The organism is Streptomyces sp. NPDC034049 (assembly GCF_055575575.1).
Window position 1 is genome coordinate 59,076 of the sequence record NZ_JBVISJ010000005.1, and the last position, 20,955, is coordinate 80,030.

The window sequence follows — 20,955 nt, forward strand, 5'->3', positions numbered from 1 at the left end:
TCAGCGTACGCGTACGCCCCTGCGCCACACGCCTGTGACCAGGGGGACGCCCGGCCGGTAGGCGAGGTGGACGTGGCTGGGCGCGTCCAGCAGCGCGAGGTCGGCGTACGCGCCCGGCGTGAGACGGCCGATGTCGTCGCGGCGGAGCGCCCGCGCGCCCCCGGCCGTGGCCGACCAGACGGCCTCGTCCGGCGTCATCCCCATGTCCCGCACGGCGAGCGCGACGCAGAACGGGACGGACGAGGTGAACGACGACCCGGGGTTGCAGTCCGTGGAGAGGGCGACGGTGACGCCCGCGTCGAGGAGGCGGCGGGCGTCCGGCCACTCGGCGCGGGTGGAGAACTCGGCGCCGGGCAGGAGCGTGGCGACCGTACGGCTGTTCGCCAGGGCGTCCACGTCGGCGTCGGTGAGGTGGGTGCAGTGGTCCGCGCTGGCCGCGTCGAGTTCCACGGCGAGCTGGACGCCGGGGCCGTGGGAGAGCTGGTTGGCGTGGATGCGCGGGTGCAGGCCCCTCGCCTTGCCGGCCGTGAGGATCGCGCGGGCCTGGTCGCCGTCGAAGGCGCCCTTCTCGCAGAAGACGTCGATCCAACGGGCGTACGGGGCGCAGGCGTCGAGCATCTCTCCGGTGACGAGCGCGACGTAGGCGGCGGGGTCCTCGGCGTGGTCGGGCGAGACGATGTGGGCGCCGAGGTAGGTGACCTCGTCGGTGTGCCGGGCGGCGATGCGCAGCGCCCGTGCCTCGTCCTCGACGGTCAGGCCGTAGCCCGACTTCGTCTCGAAGGTGGTGGTGCCCTGGCCGAGGGCCTCGCGGAGGTAACGGGTGAGGTTGGCCTCCAGTTCCTCGTCGGTGGCGGCGCGGGTGGCGGCGACGGTCGTACGGATACCGCCCGCGCTGTAGGCGCGGCCGGACATGCGGGCGTTGAACTCGGCGGTCCGGTCGCCCGCGAAGACGAGGTGGGAGTGGGAGTCCACGAAGCCCGGGATCACCGCCCGCCCACCGGCGTCGACCCGATTGTCAGTGGCGGGTGCTTTGCTTTGATCACCGGTCCACGCGATGCGTTCACCGTCGATGACGACGGCCGCGTCCTGGATCAGTCCGAGGGGGGAACCGTCACCGAGGGAGGGGTCATTGGTGACCAGGGCAGCGATGTTGGTGATGAGCGTGCTGGCGGTGCTCGCCGAGTGGGCGGGGCTGTCGGTCGTCGGGCTGCTCATGGCGTCCTTGGTTGCCTGGTCGGCGGTCGGTTCGGGATCGGGGGCCGGGTCGGGGGCCGGGCGCGCGGGTTTCATCCGCGCAGTGCCGCGACGGCGTCGGCGAGGGCTCTCGGCACATCCGGTACGAGCGCGTGCGCCCCGTCCCGTACGACGTGCCGACCTCCCACCACCGTGTGCGACACGTCTGCTGCCGACGCGGCGAATACAGCCGTCTCCGCACCGAGCCGTGGAAGCGGCCCCGCTGTCCTGACGGAGTCGAGCGCGATCGTCGTGAAGTCGGCGAGGGCGCCCGTCTCCAGGGCACCGGCGTCGTCCCAGCCGATCGCCGCGTGACCGTCGGCGGAGGCCGCCCGCAGGAGGGCCGCCGCCGTCCAGTGGCCGCGCGTGCGGGTGCGCAGCCGCTCGTTCAGCTCCATCGCGCGCGCCTCTTCGAGCAGGTCGACGACGGCGTGGCTGTCGGAGCCGAGGGAGAGCGGGGAGCCCGCCCGTTGCAGGGCGGCGGCGGGTCCGATGCCGTCGGCGAGGTCCCGTTCGGTGGTGGGGCACATACAGGTGCCGGTGCCGCTGGCGCCGATGAGGGCGATGTCCTCGTCGGTGAGGTGGGTGTTGTGGACGCCGGTGGTGCGCGGGCCCAGCACGCCGTGGTCGGCGAGCAGCCGGGTGGGGGTGCACCCGTGCGCCTCGTGGCAGGCGTCGTTCTCCGCCGTCTGCTCCGACAGGTGCACATGCAGCGGGGCCCCCCGCTCCTCGGCCCAGCGCGCCACCGTCGCCAACTGCCCGGCGGGGACTGCCCGTACGGAGTGCACGGCAGCACCGATCCGCGCGTGATCCCGGTCCTTGAGAACTGAACAGCGTTCGGCCCAGGCCTCGGCCGTGCCGTCGGAGAAGCGGAGCTGGTGGGGGTCGGGCGCCTTGCCGAAGCCGGCGGAGAGGTAGGCCGTGTCGAGCAGGGTGATCCGGATGCCCGCGTCGGCGGCGGCCTGGACGAGCGCCTCGCCCATGGCGTTCGGGTCGGCGTAGGGGGTGCCGCCGGGGGCGTGGTGCACATAGTGGAACTCGCCGACGGCCGTGATGCCGGCCAGCGCCATCTCCGCGTACACGGCCCGCGCGAGGGCGTGGTAGGTGTCCGGGGTCAGCCGGTCCGCCACCCGGTACATGACCTCGCGCCAGGTCCAGAAGGTGCCCGAGCCGACCTGGACGGTGCCGCGCAGGGCCCGGTGGAAGGCGTGGCTGTGGGCGTTGGCGAGGCCGGGCAGGGTCAGCCCGCGCAGGACGACCGCGCCCGGGGGCGGGGTGGGCGTCCCGGTGCGCACGGCGGTGATGCGGCCGCCGGAGCCGCCGGTGGTCACCGTGAGGGTCACGCCCGGCTCGACGTTCGTGCCGAGCCAGGCGTGTTCGAGCCAGTAGGTCGTCTCCGTCACCTGCGGGCCAGCCCTTCCAGTACGTCGGCGAGCGCGGTCACCCCGGCCAGGCAGTCGTCCTCGGCGGCGTGCTCGGCCGGGGAGTGCGAGACGCCCGTCGGATTGCGTACGAACAGCATGGCGGTCGGGACGGTCCCGGAGAGGATCCCGGCGTCGTGTCCGGCGCCGGTCCCGAGCACCGGCACCTTCAGATCGGCGGTCTCCCGGCCCAGAATGCGGGCGATCTCGTCCCGCAGGGCGTGGTCGAACTCGACGACGGGGGTGAAGGACTCGCGGACGACGTCCAGTTCGATCCCGTGCGCCTGGGCGAAGTCCCGGGCGGCCTCCTCGATGGCGCCGACGACCGTGTCCAGCGTCGTCTGGTCCTCGGCGCGGGAGTCGAGCCAGCCGCGCACGAGGGAGGGGATGGCGTTGACGCCGTTGGGCTCGACGGCGATCTTGCCGAAGGTGGCGACGGCACCGGCGAGCCGTGCCTCCCGGCGGGCGGCGAGCACGGTCTCCGCGTACGACAGCATGGGGTCCCGGCGGTCCACGAGGCGGGTCGTGCCCGCGTGGTTGGCCTCGCCGCGGAAGTCGAACCGCCACCGTCCGTGCGGCCAGATGGAGCTGGCGATGCCGACGGCGTCGCCGGACAGGTCCAGGGCCCGCCCCTGCTCGACGTGGAGTTCGACGAACGCGCCGATCCGTGCGAGCCGCTCCGGGTCCGGCCCGATGCGCTCGGGGTCGTATCCGGCGGCCTCCATCGCCCGCGGCAGCGTGATGCCGTCGCCGTCGGTCAGCCGCCCGGCCTGTTCGACGGTGAGCTGCCCGGCGGCCAGGCGTGAGCCGACACAGGCCAGCCCGAACCGGGCGCCCTCCTCGTCGCCGAAGTTGACGACGGCGAGGGGCTTGTCGAACCGGGCGCCCCGGGCGCGGAGTTCGTCGAGCGCGGCGAAGGACGACACGACGCCGAGGGGTCCGTCGAAGGCACCGCCGTCGGGGACGGAGTCGAGATGGGACCCCGTGACGACGGCGTCCCCGGCGGCGGGGTCGCCGAGCCAGGCCCACTGGTTGCCGTTGCGGTCGACCTCGTAGACCAGTTGCCGGTCGCGGGCCTGTTCCTCGAACCAGGCCCGGCACTCGGCGTCGGCGCCGGTCCACGCGAACCGCCGGTACCCGCCGGAGTCGGTGTGCCGCCCGATGGGCTCGAGGTCCCGCCACATCTCGTGGAAGGAGGCGCCGCGTACGGGCTGCCGCCCGGTCCCGGGGGCGGCGGCCCGCCCGGCCGGTGTCGCGGACGGCGCCGGATCCCCGGCCCGCGCCGGGGAGTCGCCGTGGTGTCCGCTCCCGCTGGGGGTCACGCCTCGCCGCCTTCGCGCATCGGGACCCGTACGCCCCGCTCGTCGGCGACGGACTCCGCGATGTCGTATCCGGCGTCGACGTGGCGGATCACGCCCATGCCGGGGTCGTTGGTGAGGACCCGGCGGACCTTCTCGCCGCCCAGCTTCGTGCCGTCGGCGACCGTGACCTGCCCGGCGTGGAGGGAGCGGCCCATGCCGACGCCGCCACCGTGGTGGATCGACACCCAGGAGGCGCCGGAGGCGACGTTGACCATGGCGTTCAGCAGCGGCCAGTCGGCGATCGCGTCGGAGCCGTCGAGCATGGCCTCGGTCTCGCGGTAGGGGGAGGCGACGGAACCGGAGTCGAGGTGGTCGCGGCCGATGACCAGGGGGGCGGCGAGTTCGCCGGAGGCCACCATGTCGTTGAACCGCTCACCCGCCCTGTCCCGCTCGCCGTAGCCCAGCCAGCAGATGCGGGCCGGGAGGCCCTGGAAGTGGACGCGCTCGCCGGCCATCCTGATCCAGCGATGCAGCGACTCGTTCTCGGGGAACAGGTCGAGGATCGCCCTGTCGGTCTTGGCGATGTCGGCGGGGTCGCCGGAGAGGGCCGCCCACCGGAAGGGGCCCTTGCCCTCGCAGAACAGCGGCCTGATGTAGGCGGGGACGAAGCCGGGGAAGGCGAACGCCCGCTCGTATCCGGCGAGTTGGGCCTCGCCCCGGATGGAGTTGCCGTAGTCGAAGACCTCCGCTCCGGCGTCCAGGAAGCCGACCATGGCCTCGACGTGCCGGGCCATGGACTCGCGGGCGCGGGTCGTGAAGCCGGCCGGGTCCTTCGCCGCGTACGACGTCATGTCGTCGAAGTCGACGCCCACCGGGAGATAGGCCAGCGGGTCGTGGGCGGAGGTCTGGTCGGTGACGATGTCGACGGGGGCGCCCATGGCGAGGAGCTGGGGGACGAGGTCGGCGGCGTTGCCGAGGACGCCGATGGAGAGGGGGCGGCGGGCGTCGCGGGCCTCGACGGCCAGTTGGAGGGCGTGGTCGAGGGAGTCGGCCTTGACGTCGAGGTAGCGGTGCTTGATGCGGCGCTCGATGGCGCGGGGGTCGCAGTCGATGCAGATGGCGACGCCGTCGTTCATGGTCACGGCGAGGGGCTGGGCGCCGCCCATGCCGCCGAGGCCGGCGGTGAGGGTGATCGTCCCGGCGAGGGTGCCGCCGAACTTCTTGGCGGCGACGGCGGCGAAGGTCTCGTAGGTGCCCTGGAGGATGCCCTGGGTGCCGATGTAGATCCAGGAACCGGCCGTCATCTGCCCGTACATGGTCAGGCCGAGCTGTTCCAGGCGGCGGAACTCCTCCCAGTTGGCCCAGTCGCCGACGAGGTTGGAGTTGGCGATGAGGACGCGGGGGGCCCACTCGTGGGTCTGCATGACGCCGACGGGGCGGCCGGACTGGACGAGCATCGTCTCGTCCTGCTTGAGGGTCCGCAGGGTGCGGACCATGGCGTCGAAGGAGCGCCAGTCGCGGGCGGCCTTGCCCGTGCCGCCGTAGACGACGAGCTTGTCGGGGTGCTCGGCGACCTCGGGGTCGAGGTTGTTCTGGAGCATGCGCAGGGCGGCTTCCTGCTGCCAGCCCAGAGCGCTGAGTTCCGTACCGCGCGGGGCTCGTACGGGGCGGGGTCCTGACACGGGTCTGCCTCCTCGCTTTACAGCAACTATTCACATCCTGGCTTGATGAATAGAGCTAGTCAATACAGCCGTAGGGCCAGCGGTGGCGCGCCGTCGATGTTTGGCTGGACACACTGGCCGTATGGCTTCGGACGACGACACGACAACGGGGGAAGAGATGGGAGACGTGACGAACGGGACCGAAGGGGAGCGGCCCGGCGCCCCGCAGGAAGAGGCGGACGCCGAGCGCACGCTGCGACTGTTCGACACCGACGGCGAGCGGGCCGCGCGGCGCGACGAGGCGGTGCGGGCGGCGGTGGAGCAGGGGCTGCTGGGTCCCGGCGAGCCGGTCGTCGCGCTGCTCGACGTGACCGGGATCCGGGCCTCGGCGGGGGCGCTGCGCAGGGCGTTCGACGCGGTGACGGCGCCGGGGACGCCCGTGCTGCACGCGTTCGCGGTGAAGGCGACGCCGCTCGTGCCGGTGCTGCGGCTGCTGCGAGGGGCGGGGATCGGCGCGGAGGTGGCGAGCGCCGGGGAGCTGGCCCTGGCGCGGGCGGCCGGGGTGCCGCCGAGGCTGACCGTGCTCGACTCCCCCGCCAAGACCGCGGCCGAGCTGCGGGAGGCGCTGGCACTGGGCATCGCCGTCAACGCGGACAATCCGCAGGAGCTGGACCGCATCGACGCGCTCGTCCGGTCGGCCACCACCCGCTCCCCGATCGGCATCCGGGTGAACCCGCAGGTCGGTGGGGGCGCGATCGACGCGCTGTCCACGGCGACGGCCACCTCGAAGTTCGGGGTGGCGCTCCGGGACGAGGGCGCCCGGGAGTGGGTCGTCCAGGCGTATCTGGACCGGCCCTGGCTGAGCCGGCTGCACGCGCACACCGGGTCGCAGGGGATCCCGCTGTCGCTGATGACGCGGGGGATCACGGAGACGTACGAGCTGGCGGAGGAGATCAACCGGCGGATCGGGCGGCGGCAGATCGACACGATCGACATCGGCGGCGGGCTGCCGGTGAACTTCGCGTCGGAGGCGGCGACACCGACGTTCGAGCAGTACGCGCGGCTGCTGGCGGAGGCGGTGCCGGGGCTGTTCGACGGGCGGTACGGGCTGGTGACCGAGTTCGGCAGGTCGCTGCTGGCGAAGCACGGGACGGTCGTGGCGCGGGTGGAGTACACGAAGAGCGCGGGCGGGCGGGCCATCGCCGTCACCCATGCCGGGGTGCAGGTGGCGACCCGGACGGTGTACGCGCCGGACTCCTGGCCGCTGCGGATCGCCGCGTACGACGCGAAGGGGCGGGTGAAGGAGGGGCCGATGGTGACGCAGGACGTGGCGGGGCCCGCCTGCTTCGCCGGGGACCTGCTGGCGGAGGGCCGCCCGCTGCCGCTGTTCGAGCCCGGGGACTACGCGGCCGCGCTGGACACCGGCGCGTACTACTTCGCGCACCACTACGCGTACAACTCCCTGCCCCGGCCGGGGATCTACGGGTACGCGCCCGGGGACGGGGGGATGCGGTTCGCGGTGGTGCGGCGCGCGCAGACCGTGGAGGAACTCGTGGCGGAGGCGGGGGGAGCTGAGCGGGCGGGGTTGTCGGGGCTTTGACAGTCGCCTTCCGGTTCGTGGGGGACTGTCGTGTGGCGGCTACAGCTTGATCGTGGCTGGTCGCGCAGTTCCCCGCGCCTCTTAAGGGGCTTGGTGGCGCCCCACGGTGACTGGCCGCGCCCCTTCCTGCGCCCCTCGCGCCCCCCAGAATGGTTAGCGGTCGGCGTCCCGTCCGGGCCCCGGCATGCAGGGCGGCCGCATAGGCCCACCTCAGCGCGGTCGGCCCTCTTCCGGGCCCCAACAGCGCCGAAAAGCAGGCAAGTCGACCCACCTTAGTGGCCTGCCGCATGTTCCGCTGGAAAATGCCAGATTCCTCACCCCTCGCGCACACGTTGCGTAGCGTCTGCGTCACTCAGCCGAACCGCAGGCAGGAGGGGAGCCACGGTGCCCGGAATCGACGAGTGTCTGGTGGAGGCCATGAGGCTGCCCGGTGCCTTGGGCGCCGCGGTGGTCGACTGGACCAGCGGACTGGCGTTGGGCACGGTCGGGGAGGCACCCGGCGGTGACCACGAGACGACCGCGGCGGAGGCGGCGGAACTGGCACGGCTCGCGGCGGAGCACCGGGCGTTCGCGCCGGAGGAGGGTTCCGACTGGTCCGGGGCGGATCTGCCGGTCGAGGACCTGATCGTCAGCAACCGGGACACGTACCACGTGCTGCGGTTCGTGCGGACGACGTTCGACAGCAGCGTGTTCCTGCACCTGTGGCTGACCCGTACGGACGGCAACCTCGCGCTGGCTCGGATCCGGCTCGGCGAGATGGCGGGACGGCTGGTGCTGGCATGAGCGTGATCACCACACCGGCGCCCCCGCCGCCCGTGCGCGGGGAGCACTTCCGGCAGGCCGTCTCGCCGATGCTGAGCCGGCTCGTCGCCGAGCGCGCCACCGGCGTCCTGCTGCGCGAGAGCGGGTCGCTGTACCTGTCCGAGGGGAAGGTCGTGCACGCCGAGAGCCCCCGCTCCCCGGGCCTCGACGTGCTGCTCGCCACCGGCGGCATCCTGGACTCCGACGGCTGGCGGGAGGCGGTCGACACGGCCGGGGCCGGGCTGCGGGTCGGGCGGTTCCTGGTCGACAGCGGCCGGGTCGCCCGGGGCGCGCTGGAGCTGTGCCACGCGGGGGCGCTCTTCGACGCGGCGTACTTCGTCCTCGGCCCGAGCAGCGCGCCGGCCAGCTTCCGTTACGGGGCCGCGCACTGGCTGGGGCCGATCCGGCCGGTGCCGGTGGCCACCGTGGAACGCGAGGCCCGGCGCCGCCGCGACCTGCTGCACCGCATCTGGCCCGACCCGGCGACCGACGAGGCCCCGCTGGTCAGGGCGGCCGGCCTGGACGCACCGCCGGTCCCGGCCCGGCAGGGAGCCGTACTGGACCAGGTCAACGGCCTCCGTACGGCCGCCGAGATCTCGCTGACCCTGGGCCGCCCCGCCTTCCACACCCTGGTCGACGTGCGAAGACTGGCGGCAGCCGGCCTCGTATCCACGGCCCGGCACCGTCCGGTCCCGTCCCTTCCGCTCCCCACAGGTCCGGTCCCGGCCCCACCGGTCCTCCCAGGGCCGGACCCGACCGGGCCGGACGCCGCCCCCGCCGCCCCACGGGGTCACGCCCCCGCCACCCACCCGGGCCTCCCCTCGCCACCCGGCCCGGACCGCTCCCCACTGACCGGCCCGAGCCACCTGACGCCGGTCGCCGCGCGCCACCTCGCACCGGCCGACCCCAGCCACGTCGCACCGGCCGACCCGGGGCCCTGCACGCAGGCCCACCCGGCTCACCTCGCGCCGGCCGACCCGCACCACCTCGCGGCGTCCGACACCGGCCCCTGGCCGTCGGTCGGGCCCTCGGCCGGGCTCGTGGCCGGCCCCGTCGCCGGGATGGCGGCCGGGGTCGAGGCAGCACACCCCACCCCACCTTGGCCACTCACCACCCCCGACCCCGACGTGGCTCTACTGCAAAGGCTCAGGGATGCGCTGGAGGCCCTTTGAGCGGCAGCGGGAGCGTCCCGCCGAGAGGAGACTGCTCATGGCCGCGGAGGCCGAAGTCCTCGACGAACTGCACCGGTTGAGGGCCCGAGTACCCCAGTTGACCGGCGCGCTGGCGGCCAGCGTGGACGGGCTGGTCCTCGCCCACGACACCCCCGGTGTGGAACCCGAGGGCCTGGCGGCGCTCACCGCGGCCGCGCTCGGTGTCGCCGTGCGGATGACGGACGCCGCCGACCGGGGCGAGCTCCGCGAACTGCTGCTGCGCGGCGACCACGGCTATGTGGCGACGTACGCGGCGGGTTCCTCCGCCGTGCTGACGCTGCTGGCCCAGGACCGGGTCAACGTGGGCCGGCTGCACCTGGAGGGCCGCCGCGCGGGCGGCCGGATCGGTGAACTGATGGACGCCCTGCCCCGGCCGGACGACAGCGCCGCGGCGGGCGCCCGGGCGGCCACCAGGAACCTGGCCCGCTCGGTGGCCAGGACCACGAACGGGACCCAGAACGGCGCCACGAACGGCACCCCGGACGGCGCCCCGGCCGCGACCGCGCCCCAGACGCCGGCCAAGGCCACGGTCAGGTCGACCATGCCCCGCCGGACCCCCCGCGCCACCACCCCACGACCCACCCCCCGAACCACTCCCAACGCACCTACCACCAGTGAGAGTTGAAAGGACACCGCACACCATGACCAACACCGAGACCGCGTTGAAAGAGGCCCTCGCCTCCATCGAGGGCGCGACCGGCGCCGCGCTGGTCGACTACACCAGCGGCATGGCACTGGGCACGATCGGCGGCAGCAAGGGGTTCGACCTCACCGTCGCCGCCGCCGGGAACACGGACGTCGTCCGCGCCAAGCTGCGCACCATGGAACACCTCGGCCTCAAGGGCGAGATCGAGGACATCCTGATCACCCTGACCGACGCGTACCACCTGATCCGCCTGATCACCGGGCGCGGCGGCAACGGCCTCTTCCTCTACCTGGTGCTCGACGCCAAGCGGGCCAACCTGGCGATGGCCAGGCACCAGTTGAAGCGGATCGAGGCGGAGCTGGAGGTCTGACCACCCTGATACGACGGCTCCGGCGGCGCCCCCCACCCGGGGAGCGCCGCCCGCGCGCACCTCGGCTACCGTGTCCGACTCGAACAACAAGTCGAACGGCAAGGGTCGAACGACACAGGGGAGGGTGACCGTGGGAAGAGCGGTTCGGGGGGCGGTGCTGGCGCAACTGGCGCTGCTGGCAGGGGTTCTGACGGGATGTTCGGAGTCGGCGGGGGACGGAGACACGAAGCCCTCGGCGAGCAGCACCGGGGCGGCGACCGCCGACGGGAAGGACACCGCGGAGGACTCCGGGAAAGACTCCGGGAAGGACTCCGCCGTGGACGCCGCGAAGAGCGGCGGCAGTGTCGGCGCAGCCGGTTCCGCCTGCGAACTCCCGGTCACCTTCGACACGGCCGAGAAGTGGAAGGCGGAGGCCGTCGAGACCGGCCCGCCCGCCGACGGCGGCTCCGAGGAGGACGAGCTCGCGGCCGAGCTGGCCGAGGGACTGCTACGGCAGGGCCCGTTCAGCGCCGCGTGCGAGATCGACGCCAAGCCGGCCGGGAACATCGGCTTCATCCGGGTCTGGACCGGCGAGAAGGGCGCCGCGGAGGGTGACGCGGAGGCGCTGCTCAAGGAGTTCGTGGCGGCCGAGGGGAACACGAGCGAGGCGAAGTACAGCGCGTTCACCTCGGACTCCGACGTCTCCGGCACCGAGGTCGCGTACCTCTACACCAGCGAGGCCCTGGAGGAGACCAAGAAGGAGCGGGCCTTCGTCGCGGTCACCCCGCAGGGGCCCGTCGTCGTCCATCTCGGCGGCCTGGACACCCAGGAGCACGAGGAGATGCTCCCGGCGTACGAACTGGCCAAGCGCACGCTGAACAGGGCCTGACGCCACAAGCGGTCTCCTGGCCGGCCCGCCGGCCGACCGTCCGGCCGACGTGTACGTCCGCGCGGGCGTCCTCCTGGCCATCGGCATCGCCTCGGATGCGGAGAACAAGCTGGTCCTCCGCACCCGAGGCGAATGGCTCCCAGCCGACGGCGGAACCGGTGGGCGGCGGGGCTACGCCCGTCGTCCGCCTCCGGGGGCCGCGTCGCCCGCTCCGATGCCCGTGAGCCGGTAGTCGGGCACCCGGCTGCCCGTGGGGCGGCCGGCCCGCCGGGAGAGCCGGTCCACGCGGACCCAGAAGAGGTGCCCGGCGGCGAGTTCACGGCGGCCGAGCCAGCTCGCCTTGAGACGGAGGCCGGTGCCGAGGCCGGCGAGGAGCATCCCGCCCGCCGCGGGGAGCGCGAAGGACGAGCCCAGGGCGGCCGCGAAGCCGAACAGCAGCCACCAGCGGTGGCCCCGGCGCCAGGCGCGCAGGGTCACGGCACGGTCCTGGAGGACATCGTGCTTACCGGCGCGCACGGCTCCGCGCACCGGCGTGAGATACCGGCCGCGCCCCGCCCACGCCACCACGGCCGCCGCGACGATGAACAGCACCGCTCCCGCCAGCACCCCGATACGCCGCCCGGTCAGTCCCGACGGCACCGCACCGACCCCGGCCGCGACGACTCCCAGCCACCACAACGGCGCCGCCCCGGCCCGCACCACGACGGCCACCCGAGCCAGCCCCTGCCCTCCGCGCGCCACACTCCCCGCCTTCCGTCATCACCGGTCGTACGACAGTCGCGGGCACGGTAACCAGAAAACGTGAAACGCGCCTGAGAATCGCGGATCCGCGCGGACCGGCCCCCGGCTCTCTCCCCGTCCGGCACGGCCACCGGGCCCCTCCACGACGGCTACTCGACGAACAGTCCCCTGGTCGCGGCCTTCGCGTCGAACTCCTCCAGCCGCGCCTGGGCCTCCGGCAGGTCGTCGCACATGGCCTCCAGGAGCACCCGGCCCAGCAGCATCGGGGCGCACGCCGTGTCGAAGGCGAGCCCGGTCCCGACGGCGGCCGGCAGCAGCAGGTCGGAGACCTTGGCGACGGGCGCGAACGCGGAGTCGGCGACCGTGACGACGAAGAGCCCCGCCTCCTTGGCGTACGCCAGGGTCTCGACGACCTCGCGGGGGTGGCGCGGCAGCGCGAAACAGAGCAGTGCGGTCGCGCCCCCGCGCACGGCCGCGTCGATGCGGTCGTGGAGCATGCTGCCGCCCTCGTGCAGCAGCCGTACGTCGGGGTGGACCTTGGCGGCGAAGTAGGCGAACCCGTAGGCCTGGGAGGCCGCGGCCCGCAGCCCGAGCACCGGCAGCGGCCGGGACGCGGCCAGCAGCCGCCCGGCCCGCGCCACCGGGGCGGGGTCCGCGAGCACCTCGGCCAGGTGCCGCAGGTTCTCGATCTCGACCTCGACGGCCTGCTGGTACTCGTTGTAGGCGGTGGTGTCCGGGGCCGGCTCGGCGGGCCCGACGTCGCGCAGGTGCCGGCGCAGCGCCGGGTAGCCGTCGAAGCCGAGCGCCACCGCGAACCGTGTCACGGACGGCTGGCTCACCCCGGCCAGCTCCGCCAGCTCCACGCTCGACAGGAACGGCACGTCGGCCGCCCGCCGCACCATGCTGTGGGCGATGCGCCGCTGGGTGGGCGTCAGCCGGTGCCCCTCGAAGAGCGTCTGCAGCCGCGCGGCGGGACTGTCCGTCACGCCCGGGCCGTTGTCCGCGCTCATGACGCGCTCCCCCTCAGTGGATCCGCCTGGACGTCCGTCCAGATCTCGGTGAACCGATCGAGCAGTACGGCCGCCGCGCTCACGTCCTCGGTCAGCGGCCGGTCGGCCGGGTCCGGGTCGAGCACGGCCTCGGCCAGTTCCAGGGCGCGCCCGACGGGCAGTTCCGGATCCGGCCGCAGGTCCCGCTGGCGCAACGCCCGTACCGCGGCGACGAGTTCGCAGCCGACGACGAGCCGGTACGCGCGGCACGCCCGCAGCGTCTGCCGGGCGGCGAGCGAGGCGAAGCTGGCCTGTTCCTCGACGCCCCGGGAGAGTACAGCGTGGCCGAGCGACGCGGGCGCGGAGAAGGCCCGCAGGTCACCGAGAGCGGCTCCGGCGGCGTACTCCAGGATCATCACGCCCGAGGAGGCGGGCTCGTGGTCGGCGAGGAAGGGCCGCAGCCGGGTGTACGCGGGCTCGTTGAGCGAGGAGAGCCGGGAGGTCGACAGCCGGGCCACCTGGGTCGTGGCGAGTCGGAAGTGGTCGAGGGCGAGGGCCAGTTGGGCCTGGTAGAAGCCGCCGTGGTGGTAGGCGGCCATGTCCTCCGGGACGATCAGCGGGTTCTCCGCCGCCGCGTTGATCTCGATCTCCAGGACGCCCTCCAGCGCTTCCGCCGCGTCCAGGGCGGGCCCATGGATCTGCGGCAGGCACCGGAAGCCGTACGGGTCCTGGATGCGCCCCAGCGGGGGCGTGGGCCGCTCGGCCGCCCCGATCAGCTGCCGCATGCGCCGGGCCACCTCGCGCGACCCCCGGTGGGCGCGCGCGCTGTGCACGGGCGCCGCGTACGCCTCGTGCGAGCCGTCCACAGCGAGCAGCGAGAGCGCGGCGACGACCTGTGTGGCGGCGATCAGCCCCCGCAACTCGTGCAGCGCGAGCGCGGCCTGTCCGAGCGTGAGCGCGTTGCTGCTGATCAGCGCGAGCGCGTCGTTGTTGTCGAGCGCCTGCGCCGCGGGGACCCCGAAGCCCGCCCCGCTGCCGGGACCGGACCCGCCCCCCGACCCACCCCCGGGTCCGTCCGCGAACCCGGACCCCGCCCCCGGCACCCGCCACGGGTGCTCCCCCGCCAGCGCGAGCCCCACCTGGGCCAGCGCCGCGATGTCGCCCGTGCCCACCGAGCCGAACTCGTTGACCACGGGGTGCGCCCCGCTCTCCAGCGCCGCGCAGAGCGCGGTGACCACGGTCGGCCGGAGCCCCGCGCCGCCCGCGAGCACCTGGTTGGCGCGGACGGCGAGCATGGCCCGTACCTGACGGGCGGGCAGTTCCTCCCCGATGGCCCCGGCGTGACTGCGCAGCAGACGCAGGCCGTGCCCGGCGGCCGCCTCGGTGGGCACGTCCTCGGAGCGGTTGGCGCCGACGCCGGTGGAGCGGCCGTACACCCGTCCGGCCGCGGCGATCAGCCGGGCAGCCTCCCAGGACTCCTCGACCCGCCGTACGGCCGCCCCGTCGGCCACCGGCCGTACGACACCGTCGGCGAGCCGGACCACGTCGGCGACCCCGAGCCCCCGCCCGTCGAGCACGACGAGCCCGGCGGGCACGACAAGCCCGGCGGGCACGGCCGCCGCAGTCGCCGCAATCCGCGCGGTCGCCGCGGTCTGCGCGGCGGCAGGGGCGTCCGGCGCGCCCATGATCGGTGAGGACATCGACCACACCTCCTCGGCCCCGGTGGACACCACATATTCAGTCACCGAGAACTCTGCATGAGCCTATGCAGGCCGGGCAAGGGCTTCCCGGAGGGAAACAGCGGGGGGAGCCGGAGCGTCGCCTGGGGGGCTAACCCCAGTGCCAGGCGGCTTCCGGCTCCCTACCGTGAGAGGCATGACCGGTATGGATGCCCGTGACGCACAGCTCGGGGACACCGAGCTGAAGAAGGAACTCGCCGCCACCCTGAACGCCCGCAGAGATCTGGGCGAGGACTACGAGTCCGCGCTCGTCGACTCGTTCCTGGAGAAGGTGGACCAGCGCATCGACAGCGTGGTCGACCGCCGGGTCCGGCGTCAGGTCGCCGAGCAGCAGATGGTGGTGGCCCGAGGCAGCCGCTCCCCCGACAGGTCCAGCGACACCTGGGGCGAACGCTACGGCTTCGGCGTGGTCTCCCTCGTCGCCGCCATCCCCCTGTCCGGCATCGGCGGCGGCGTGGCCGACCTCCCCGGCCTGTTCGTCACCTGGGCGGGCATCGTCGGCGTGAACGTGGCGTGGGCACTGCGCAACTCACCGACCCTGGGCCGCCGCCGGGGCGGGAACGGGGAGTCGGAGTGAAGAGAGTGACCGGGAAAGATATGCGCGGGGACCGCCGCACCCCCGTGTGACGGGGGGCGGGACGACGGCGGTCCCCGCGAGGGACGCGGGCCGGGTCGGAACCGGGCTGGCGCGTCCGTGGCGTCCATGGAGGTCCGGGAGCCGCTCCGGAGGTCCTTGGCGCCGTTTCGTTGTCGGCCGGAGCGGGGAGCCGCTCCCGCCCTGCCGACATCCACCAATGTGCCGGACCCGTGTTAAGCGGGTGCTGCGCGGACGTGACGCGCTCGTACCACTTCTGCGAAGTCAAACCCCCGACTCGGGCAGATCTTCGACGGAGAGGGGCGCTTCCCGGGATTTTTCTCCCGAATCAGACGCCCCTCCCGTCGCACCGCACGGGTCGCTCCTACTTGGCGCCGCCCTTGGCGAGGAACGCGAGCAGGTCCTGCCGGCTGACCACACCGGTCGGCTTGCCCTCGACGAGCACGATGGCCGCGTCCGCCGAGCCGAGCACGGTCATCAGGTCACCGACGGGCTCACCGGAGCCGACCTGCGGCAGCGGCGCGGACATGTGCTTCTCCAGCGGGTCGTCCAGCGAGGCGCGCTGGGCGAAGAGGGCGTCCAGCAGCTCGCGCTCGACGACGGACCCGACCACCTCGGCGGCCATGACATCCGGGTGACCCGCGCCCGGCTTCACGATCGGCATCTGCGAGACGCCGTACTCGCGCAGCACCTCGATCGCCTGGCCGACCGTCTCGTCCGGGTGCATGTGGACGAGGGACGGGATCGCACCGTGTTCCTTGTGGCTGAGGACGGCGCCGACCCGCGCGCTCGGGCCCTCGTCCTCCAGGAAGCCGTAGTCGGCCATCCACTCGTCGTTGAAGATCTTGCTGAGGTAGCCGCGTCCGCTGTCGGGCAGCAGGACGACCACGATGTCGTCCGGGCCGAGCCGCTCGGCGACCCTCAGGGCGGCGACGACGGCCATGCCGCAGGAGCCGCCCACCAGCAGGCCCTCCTCCTTGGCCAGCCGACGGGTCATCTGGAAGGAGTCCTTGTCGGACACGGCGACGATCTCGTCGGCGACGGTCCGGTCGTACGCGGTGGGCCAGAAGTCCTCGCCGACGCCCTCGACCAGGTACGGCCGCCCGGAGCCGCCGGAGTACACGGAGCCCTCGGGGTCGGCGCCGATCACCTGGACACGGCCGTCACTGGCGTCCTTCAGGTAGCGGCCGGTGCCGGAGATGGTGCCGCCGGTCCCCACGCCCGCCACGAAGTGGGTGATCCGCCCCTCCGTCTGCTCCCACAGCTCAGGGCCGGTCGAGTGGTAGTGGGAGAGCGGATTGTTGGGGTTGGAGTACTGGTCCGGCTTCCAGGCGCCGGGCGTCTCGCGGACCAGCCGGTCGGACACGTTGTAGTACGAGTCGGGGTGCTCGGGGTCGACCGCCGTGGGGCAGACGACGACCTCGGCGCCGTACGCCCTGAGCACGTTGATCTTGTCGGTGCTCACCTTGTCGGGGCACACGAAGATGCACTTGTAGCCCTTCTGCTGGGCGACGATGGCGAGCCCCACACCGGTGTTTCCGCTGGTGGGCTCGACGATCGTGCCGCCGGGCTTGAGTTCCCCGCTCTTCTCGGCCGCCTCGATCATGCGCAGCGCGATGCGGTCCTTCACGGAACCGCCGGGATTGAAGTACTCGACCTTGGCCAGGACGGTCGCCTGGATGCCCTCGGTCACGCTGTTGAGCCTCAGCAGCGGGGTGTTGCCGACGAGGCTGATCATCGAGTCGTGGATTTGCACCGTTGTCTCCGGAGCCGCAAAAGGGATGGTCGTAATGTCCCGCCAGCCTAAGCCCCGTCCTCACTGTTCTCCTCCCTGTTCACCTTCCGCCGGGATTGGCCGAGGGCCGCTACGGGGCAAGGAGTGGGTGTACGGGTACGAGGAGGTGGCGGCGACGCATGACGAGCATGTCCAGAGCAAGGGTGGCCCGCCGCATCGCGGCGGGCGCGGCGTACGGCGGTGGCGGCATCGGTCTGCTGGGTGCGGCGGCCGTGGGGGTGGTGCTGGCCGAGGTGCGGTTGGCCAAGCGGATCGTGGGCAACGGGCACAGCCCGCACCCGCCGAGCGCGGAGGGCGTGTACGGCCACACGCACGGCAGCCGGTACGGGCGCGCGTACGGCTACGGCTCGTACGGCAGTTCGTACGACGTCCCTGACGATCCCCCGCTCCGGCTCGTCATGCTCGGCGACTCGACCGCCGCCGGCCAGGGCGTCCACCGGTCCCGGCAGACCCCGGGTGCGCTGATCGCCTCGGGGCTCGCGGCCGTCGCCGAGCGCCCGGTGCTGCTGCGGAACGTCGCGCTGCCGGGTGCCCAGTCGGACGACCTCGACCGGCAGGTCGCGCTGGTCCTGGAGGACCCGGCGCAGGTCCCCGACGTCTGCGTGATCATGATCGGCGCCAACGACGTGACCCACCGGATGCCGCCGACCCGTTCGGTCCGCCACCTCTCCGCGGCCGTACGGCGACTGCGGACCGCCGGGGCCGAGGTGGTGGTGGGCACCTGCCCCGACCTCGGCACGCTGGAGCCCGTGCAGCAGCCGTTGCGCTGGCTCGCCCGCCGGGCCTCGCGGCAGCTGGCGGCCGCCCAGACGATCGGAACCGTCGAACAGGGCGGCCGCACCGTGTCGCTGGGCGACCTGCTCGGCCCCGAGTTCGAACAGAACCCCCGCGAGCTGTTCGGCCCCGACAACTACCACCCCTCCGCCGAGGGCTACGCGACCGCCGCGATGGCCGTCCTGCCGACGGTGTGCGCGGCGCTGGGCCTGTGGCCGGCGGACGAGGAGCGGCCGGACGTCAGCCGCCGCGAGGGCTTCCTGCCGGTGGCCCGCGCGGCCGCGGAGGCCGCGTCGGAGGCGGGTACGGAGGTGACGGCCGCGATGCCTACGGGGCCGCGTGGGCCTTGGGCTCTGCTGAAGCGGCGGCGTCGGCGGAGGGTGCCGGCGACGGACCCCGCGCCGACCGCTGCCGCGGAGGCGCAGCCGGGCGCCTAGTAGCTCGGGGGTGACTGTTTCGTCGGCGGGTGCGGGTGCGTGGGGGCTGATCGCGCAGTTCCCCGCGCCCCTGAAAAGCCGGGGCTGCGCCCCGTGCTTTTCACCCCGCCCAGCCGTCACCTTCCAGGCCCGCCCCAGCCGTGGTCTTCCAGGCCCGCCCCAGCCGTGGTCTTCCAGGCCCGCAGGGCCTGGTCTTTCAGGGGCGCGGGGAACTGCGCGAGAAGCCGCACCGGGCCCGCACCCGACAACGCAGCCCCACCCCCGAGTCACCAGGCGCCCAATCCAAAAAGCAAGCGCTTAGAAAAGTGCGGTCGGAGTCACACCCTCATGCCCGTGACCCGGCCCATACGTACGGGTAACTTCCCCCACAGCCCCGCTTTCCGTAACGCATGCCAATGGAGCCGTGATGCCCGAAGCCGTGATCGTCTCAGCCGCCCGCTCCCCCATCGGCCGCGCTTTCAAGGGCTCGCTGAAGGACCTGCGCCCCGACGACCTGACCGCCACCATCGTCGCGGCCGCCCTCGCGAAGGTCCCGGAGCTGGACCCGAGGGACATCGACGACCTGATGCTCGGCTGCGGCCTCCCCGGCGGCGAGCAGGGCCACAACCTGGGCCGGATCGTGGCCGTACAGCTGGGCATGGACCACCTGCCGGGCTGCACGGTCACCCGTTACTGTTCCTCCTCGCTCCAGACCTCCCGCATGGCCCTGCACGCCATCAAGGCCGGCGAGGGCGACGTCTTCATCTCCGCCGGCGTCGAGGTCGTCAGCAGCAGCGCGCGCGGCACCAGCGACATCCACACCGCCCGCAACCCGCTCTTCGCCGAGGCCGAGGCCCGCACGGAGGCGGTCTCCAAGTCGGTCGGCGCCTCCTGGCACGACCCGCGCGAGGACGGCCTGCTCCCCGACCCGTACATCGCGATGGGGCAGACCGCCGAGAACCTGGCCCGCCAGTGGGGCGTGACCCGGCAGGAGATGGACGAGTTCGGCGTCCGCTCGCAGAACCTCGCCGAGGAGGCCATCGGCAAGGGCTTCTGGGAGCGCGAGATCACCCCGGTGACGCTGCCCGACGGCACGGTCGTCAGCAAGGACGACGGCCCGCGCGCCGGCGTCACCCTGGAGGCCGTGCAGGGCCTGAAGCCGGTCTTCCGCGAGGACGGCCTGGTCACGGCCGGCAACTGCTGCCCGCTCAACGACGGCGCCGCCGCCCTGGTGATCATGTCCGACACCAAGGCGCGGGACCTCGGGCTGACCCCGCTCGCCCGGATCGTCTCCACCGGCGTCTCCGGCCTCTCCCCCGAGATCATGGGCTACGGCCCGGTGGAGGCGTCGAAGCAGGCCCTGTCCCGCGCGGGCCTCACCGTCGACGACATCGACCTGTTCGAGATCAACGAGGCCTTCGCCGCCCAGGTGATCCCCTCCTACCGCGACCTGGACATCCCGCTGGACAAGCTGAACGTGAACGGCGGCGCCATCGCCGTCGGCCACCCGTTCGGCATGACCGGCGCCCGCATCACCGGCACGCTCATCAACTCCCTCCAGTTCCACGACAAGCAGTTCGGCCTGGAGACGATGTGCGTCGGCGGCGGCCAGGGCATGGCGATGGTCATCGAGCGCCTCAGCTGACCGACCACCCGCGCGGAGCCGTGACCGCGCGGACGCGCAGCGTGATGCTGTGGCCCGGAGTCCCGGAATCCGTGGGACTCCGGGCCGTTTTGTGATCCAATCTCCCCCAGGATGTGACCTATCTCCCCCCGGAGAGCGATTTACGCAGCTCAGAGCCGTTTCACCACCAAACATCGGGGAAAGATTCCTGCCCGATTCGTGACGTTACGCACTGACAGCTGGTTAGTCCGCCCTTCAAGCTGATGTAGGAAGTCGGGGGTCGACTTTGAACCGGGAGTACGTCAGTGAGCGCCATGCCGATCGCCTTGCTGCTCACCACGGCCGCCACCGCCGCCGTGGGCGTCGCCGTCCTGCGCACCCTCGTGGGTCTGCGCCGACAGGTCGCTGCCTTGCGCACCGAGCTGGCCGAGAGCCGGGCCGCCGGGCCGCGTGCCATGGTGCCGGCCGCCCGTCCGGCAGCCGACACGGAGGAGATACGCGCCGCCGTCGCCGAGGCCCTGGCCGAGGAGCGGGAGCGTGAGCTCGCCGAGGCACGGGCCTTCTGGGCCGCCCAGGAGTCCCGCGACGTGACCGACACGCCGCCGCTGCTGGGTCTGCCGGAGAGTGACCTGTTCCTGCCCCGGCAGTCCGACTTCGCGGGCCTGGAGCACCTGGAGCCGGTGATCGAGCCCGGTCTGGAGAGCGACGAGTTCGCCGGGGACTCCGCCGAGCTGGCCGCCGCCCGCCGCCGCCACCCCTCGCACCCCGATTTCGTGCCGGTGCAGTCACCCGTCACCAACGACCACGAGCGTACGGTCGCCTGCCTGGAGGACCTCGCGGCGTCCCGCACGGAGCTGGCCGACGTCCGCCCGGGCCCCCTGGGCACCCTCGACGTCTACGTCTTCGCCGACGGCACCACCCTGTGCATGACCCCCGGCCACCGCGAGACCGCCGAGCGCCTCGCGACCGCCCTCCAGAGCGGCGACGTCCCCGTCCTCCTGGGCGGCTCGGGCATCTCGGGCGCCTACACGCTCACCTTCGAGTGCGGCGACGACATGGTCTACATACTGGCGGACCGGGTCATCGCGTCCCTGTAGGCCGACCCTTCCCGGCTCTCCGGGGGGCCGTTTCCGTCGCCGAGCGGGGCCGCGCCCTGAAGGGGCGCGGGGA

The 20,955-nt window shown here is 73.3% G+C and carries 18 protein-coding genes and 1 pseudogene; 11 read left to right on the plus strand and 8 right to left on the minus strand.

Translation table 11 applies throughout. From position 1 onward, the window contains the following. The 4 genes from hutI to hutU all read right to left on the minus strand — a co-directional run bounded on the left by hutI (position 1) and on the right by hutU (position 5,637). On the minus strand, positions 1 to 1,290 hold the full coding sequence (gene hutI, locus ACZ52C_RS16540) for an imidazolonepropionase (RefSeq protein ID WP_469075390.1): 1,290 nt from the start codon (positions 1,288 to 1,290) through the stop codon (positions 1 to 3). Further along, complete coding sequence (locus ACZ52C_RS16545) at positions 1,287 to 2,636, minus strand: formimidoylglutamate deiminase (protein ID WP_469075391.1); 1,350 nt, start codon at positions 2,634 to 2,636, stop codon at positions 1,287 to 1,289. The genes hutI and ACZ52C_RS16545 overlap by 4 nt, the downstream gene beginning before the upstream one ends. Then, positions 2,633 to 3,838, minus strand: a complete 1,206-nt coding sequence (locus ACZ52C_RS16550; protein WP_469075744.1) for an allantoate amidohydrolase — start codon at positions 3,836 to 3,838, stop codon at positions 2,633 to 2,635. Before ACZ52C_RS16550 ends, ACZ52C_RS16545 begins: the two co-directional genes overlap by 4 nt. A gap of 134 nt (positions 3,839 to 3,972) precedes the next feature. Beyond that, entirely contained in the window at positions 3,973 to 5,637 is a 1,665-nt protein-coding gene (gene hutU, locus ACZ52C_RS16555) for a urocanate hydratase (RefSeq protein ID WP_469075392.1), read from the minus strand. Between the two features lie 157 nt (positions 5,638 to 5,794). On the opposite strand from hutU, the gene ACZ52C_RS16560 reads away from it, so the two are divergent. The 7 genes and pseudogenes from ACZ52C_RS16560 to ACZ52C_RS16590 form a co-directional block, all read left to right on the plus strand. Then, positions 5,795 to 7,216: a type III PLP-dependent enzyme domain-containing protein gene (locus tag ACZ52C_RS16560; protein ID WP_469075745.1), complete on the plus strand. Its 1,422-nt coding sequence runs from the start codon at positions 5,795 to 5,797 to the stop codon at positions 7,214 to 7,216. A gap of 384 nt (positions 7,217 to 7,600) precedes the next feature. After that, positions 7,601 to 7,999 carry a hypothetical protein gene (locus ACZ52C_RS16565; RefSeq protein WP_045556318.1) on the plus strand — a complete coding sequence of 133 codons (399 nt, stop codon included), beginning with the start codon at positions 7,601 to 7,603 and terminating at the stop codon, positions 7,997 to 7,999. After that, positions 7,996 to 9,189: a hypothetical protein gene (locus tag ACZ52C_RS16570; RefSeq protein WP_469075393.1), complete on the plus strand. Its 1,194-nt coding sequence runs from the start codon at positions 7,996 to 7,998 to the stop codon at positions 9,187 to 9,189. The genes ACZ52C_RS16565 and ACZ52C_RS16570 overlap by 4 nt, the downstream gene beginning before the upstream one ends. A gap of 37 nt (positions 9,190 to 9,226) precedes the next feature. After that, the gene (locus tag ACZ52C_RS16575) at positions 9,227 to 9,853 is read left to right on the plus strand and encodes a roadblock/LC7 domain-containing protein (RefSeq protein ID WP_469075394.1); all 627 of its coding nucleotides are present in this window, start codon (positions 9,227 to 9,229) and stop codon (positions 9,851 to 9,853) included. 16 nt (positions 9,854 to 9,869) lie between these two features. Then, positions 9,870 to 10,244, plus strand: coding sequence for a roadblock/LC7 domain-containing protein (locus ACZ52C_RS16580; RefSeq protein WP_045556315.1), 375 nt, complete (start codon positions 9,870 to 9,872; stop codon positions 10,242 to 10,244). Positions 10,245 to 10,374: 130 nt separating this feature from the next. Further along, complete coding sequence (locus ACZ52C_RS16585) at positions 10,375 to 11,112, plus strand: lipoprotein (RefSeq protein WP_469075395.1); 738 nt, start codon at positions 10,375 to 10,377, stop codon at positions 11,110 to 11,112. A gap of 4 nt (positions 11,113 to 11,116) precedes the next feature. Next, a pseudogene (locus ACZ52C_RS16590) lies at positions 11,117 to 11,239 on the plus strand (amino acid permease); the annotation flags it as partial. A gap of 44 nt (positions 11,240 to 11,283) precedes the next feature. Here the strand turns inward: ACZ52C_RS16590 and ACZ52C_RS16595 are convergent. From ACZ52C_RS16595 to ACZ52C_RS16605, 3 genes are all read right to left on the minus strand, one after another. Further along, entirely contained in the window at positions 11,284 to 11,853 is a 570-nt protein-coding gene (locus tag ACZ52C_RS16595; RefSeq protein ID WP_469075396.1) for a hypothetical protein, read from the minus strand. A gap of 149 nt (positions 11,854 to 12,002) precedes the next feature. Further along, positions 12,003 to 12,863, minus strand: a complete 861-nt coding sequence (locus ACZ52C_RS16600) for a MurR/RpiR family transcriptional regulator (RefSeq protein WP_469075397.1) — start codon at positions 12,861 to 12,863, stop codon at positions 12,003 to 12,005. Beyond that, complete coding sequence (locus ACZ52C_RS16605) at positions 12,860 to 14,542, minus strand: aromatic amino acid ammonia-lyase (protein WP_469075398.1); 1,683 nt, start codon at positions 14,540 to 14,542, stop codon at positions 12,860 to 12,862. The genes ACZ52C_RS16600 and ACZ52C_RS16605 overlap by 4 nt, the downstream gene beginning before the upstream one ends. 184 nt (positions 14,543 to 14,726) lie before the next feature. Here ACZ52C_RS16605 and ACZ52C_RS16610 point away from each other — a divergent pair, with 184 nt between their 5' ends. After that, a complete protein-coding gene (locus ACZ52C_RS16610) occupies positions 14,727 to 15,158 on the plus strand; it encodes a hypothetical protein (RefSeq protein ID WP_469075746.1) in 432 nt (143 codons plus the stop codon). 382 nt (positions 15,159 to 15,540) lie between these two features. Here ACZ52C_RS16610 and ACZ52C_RS16615 read toward each other — a convergent pair whose 3' ends face one another. After that, entirely contained in the window at positions 15,541 to 16,932 is a 1,392-nt protein-coding gene (locus tag ACZ52C_RS16615; protein ID WP_045556311.1) for a cystathionine beta-synthase, read from the minus strand. A gap of 158 nt (positions 16,933 to 17,090) precedes the next feature. On the opposite strand from ACZ52C_RS16615, the gene ACZ52C_RS16620 reads away from it, so the two are divergent. From ACZ52C_RS16620 to ACZ52C_RS16630, 3 genes are all read left to right on the plus strand, one after another. Further along, positions 17,091 to 18,182, plus strand: coding sequence for an SGNH/GDSL hydrolase family protein (locus tag ACZ52C_RS16620; protein WP_469075399.1), 1,092 nt, complete (start codon positions 17,091 to 17,093; stop codon positions 18,180 to 18,182). Between the two features lie 406 nt (positions 18,183 to 18,588). Then, on the plus strand, positions 18,589 to 19,806 hold the full coding sequence (locus tag ACZ52C_RS16625) for an acetyl-CoA C-acetyltransferase (RefSeq protein ID WP_469075400.1): 1,218 nt from the start codon (positions 18,589 to 18,591) through the stop codon (positions 19,804 to 19,806). A 293-nt stretch (positions 19,807 to 20,099) separates the two neighbouring features. Further along, positions 20,100 to 20,882, plus strand: a complete 783-nt coding sequence (locus tag ACZ52C_RS16630; RefSeq protein WP_469075747.1) for a hypothetical protein — start codon at positions 20,100 to 20,102, stop codon at positions 20,880 to 20,882. Positions 20,883 to 20,955: the final 73 nt, after the last annotated feature.

Coding starts and splice junctions, on each gene's coding strand:
- hutI (WP_469075390.1), bottom strand. CDS start 1,290: ATGAAACCCGCGCGCCCGGCCCCCGACCCGGCCCCCGATCCCGAACCG.
- ACZ52C_RS16550 (WP_469075744.1), bottom strand. CDS start 3,838: ATGTGGCGGGACCTCGAGCCCATCGGGCGGCACACCGACTCCGGCGGG.
- ACZ52C_RS16560 (WP_469075745.1), top strand. CDS start 5,795: ATGGGAGACGTGACGAACGGGACCGAAGGGGAGCGGCCCGGCGCCCCG.
- ACZ52C_RS16570 (WP_469075393.1), top strand. CDS start 7,996: ATGAGCGTGATCACCACACCGGCGCCCCCGCCGCCCGTGCGCGGGGAG.
- ACZ52C_RS16575 (WP_469075394.1), top strand. CDS start 9,227: ATGGCCGCGGAGGCCGAAGTCCTCGACGAACTGCACCGGTTGAGGGCC.
- ACZ52C_RS16580 (WP_045556315.1), top strand. CDS start 9,870: ATGACCAACACCGAGACCGCGTTGAAAGAGGCCCTCGCCTCCATCGAG.
- ACZ52C_RS16600 (WP_469075397.1), bottom strand. CDS start 12,863: ATGAGCGCGGACAACGGCCCGGGCGTGACGGACAGTCCCGCCGCGCGG.
- ACZ52C_RS16605 (WP_469075398.1), bottom strand. CDS start 14,542: ATGTCCTCACCGATCATGGGCGCGCCGGACGCCCCTGCCGCCGCGCAG.
- ACZ52C_RS16610 (WP_469075746.1), top strand. CDS start 14,727: ATGGATGCCCGTGACGCACAGCTCGGGGACACCGAGCTGAAGAAGGAA.
- ACZ52C_RS16620 (WP_469075399.1), top strand. CDS start 17,091: ATGACGAGCATGTCCAGAGCAAGGGTGGCCCGCCGCATCGCGGCGGGC.
- ACZ52C_RS16625 (WP_469075400.1), top strand. CDS start 18,589: ATGCCCGAAGCCGTGATCGTCTCAGCCGCCCGCTCCCCCATCGGCCGC.
- ACZ52C_RS16630 (WP_469075747.1), top strand. CDS start 20,100: ATGCCGATCGCCTTGCTGCTCACCACGGCCGCCACCGCCGCCGTGGGC.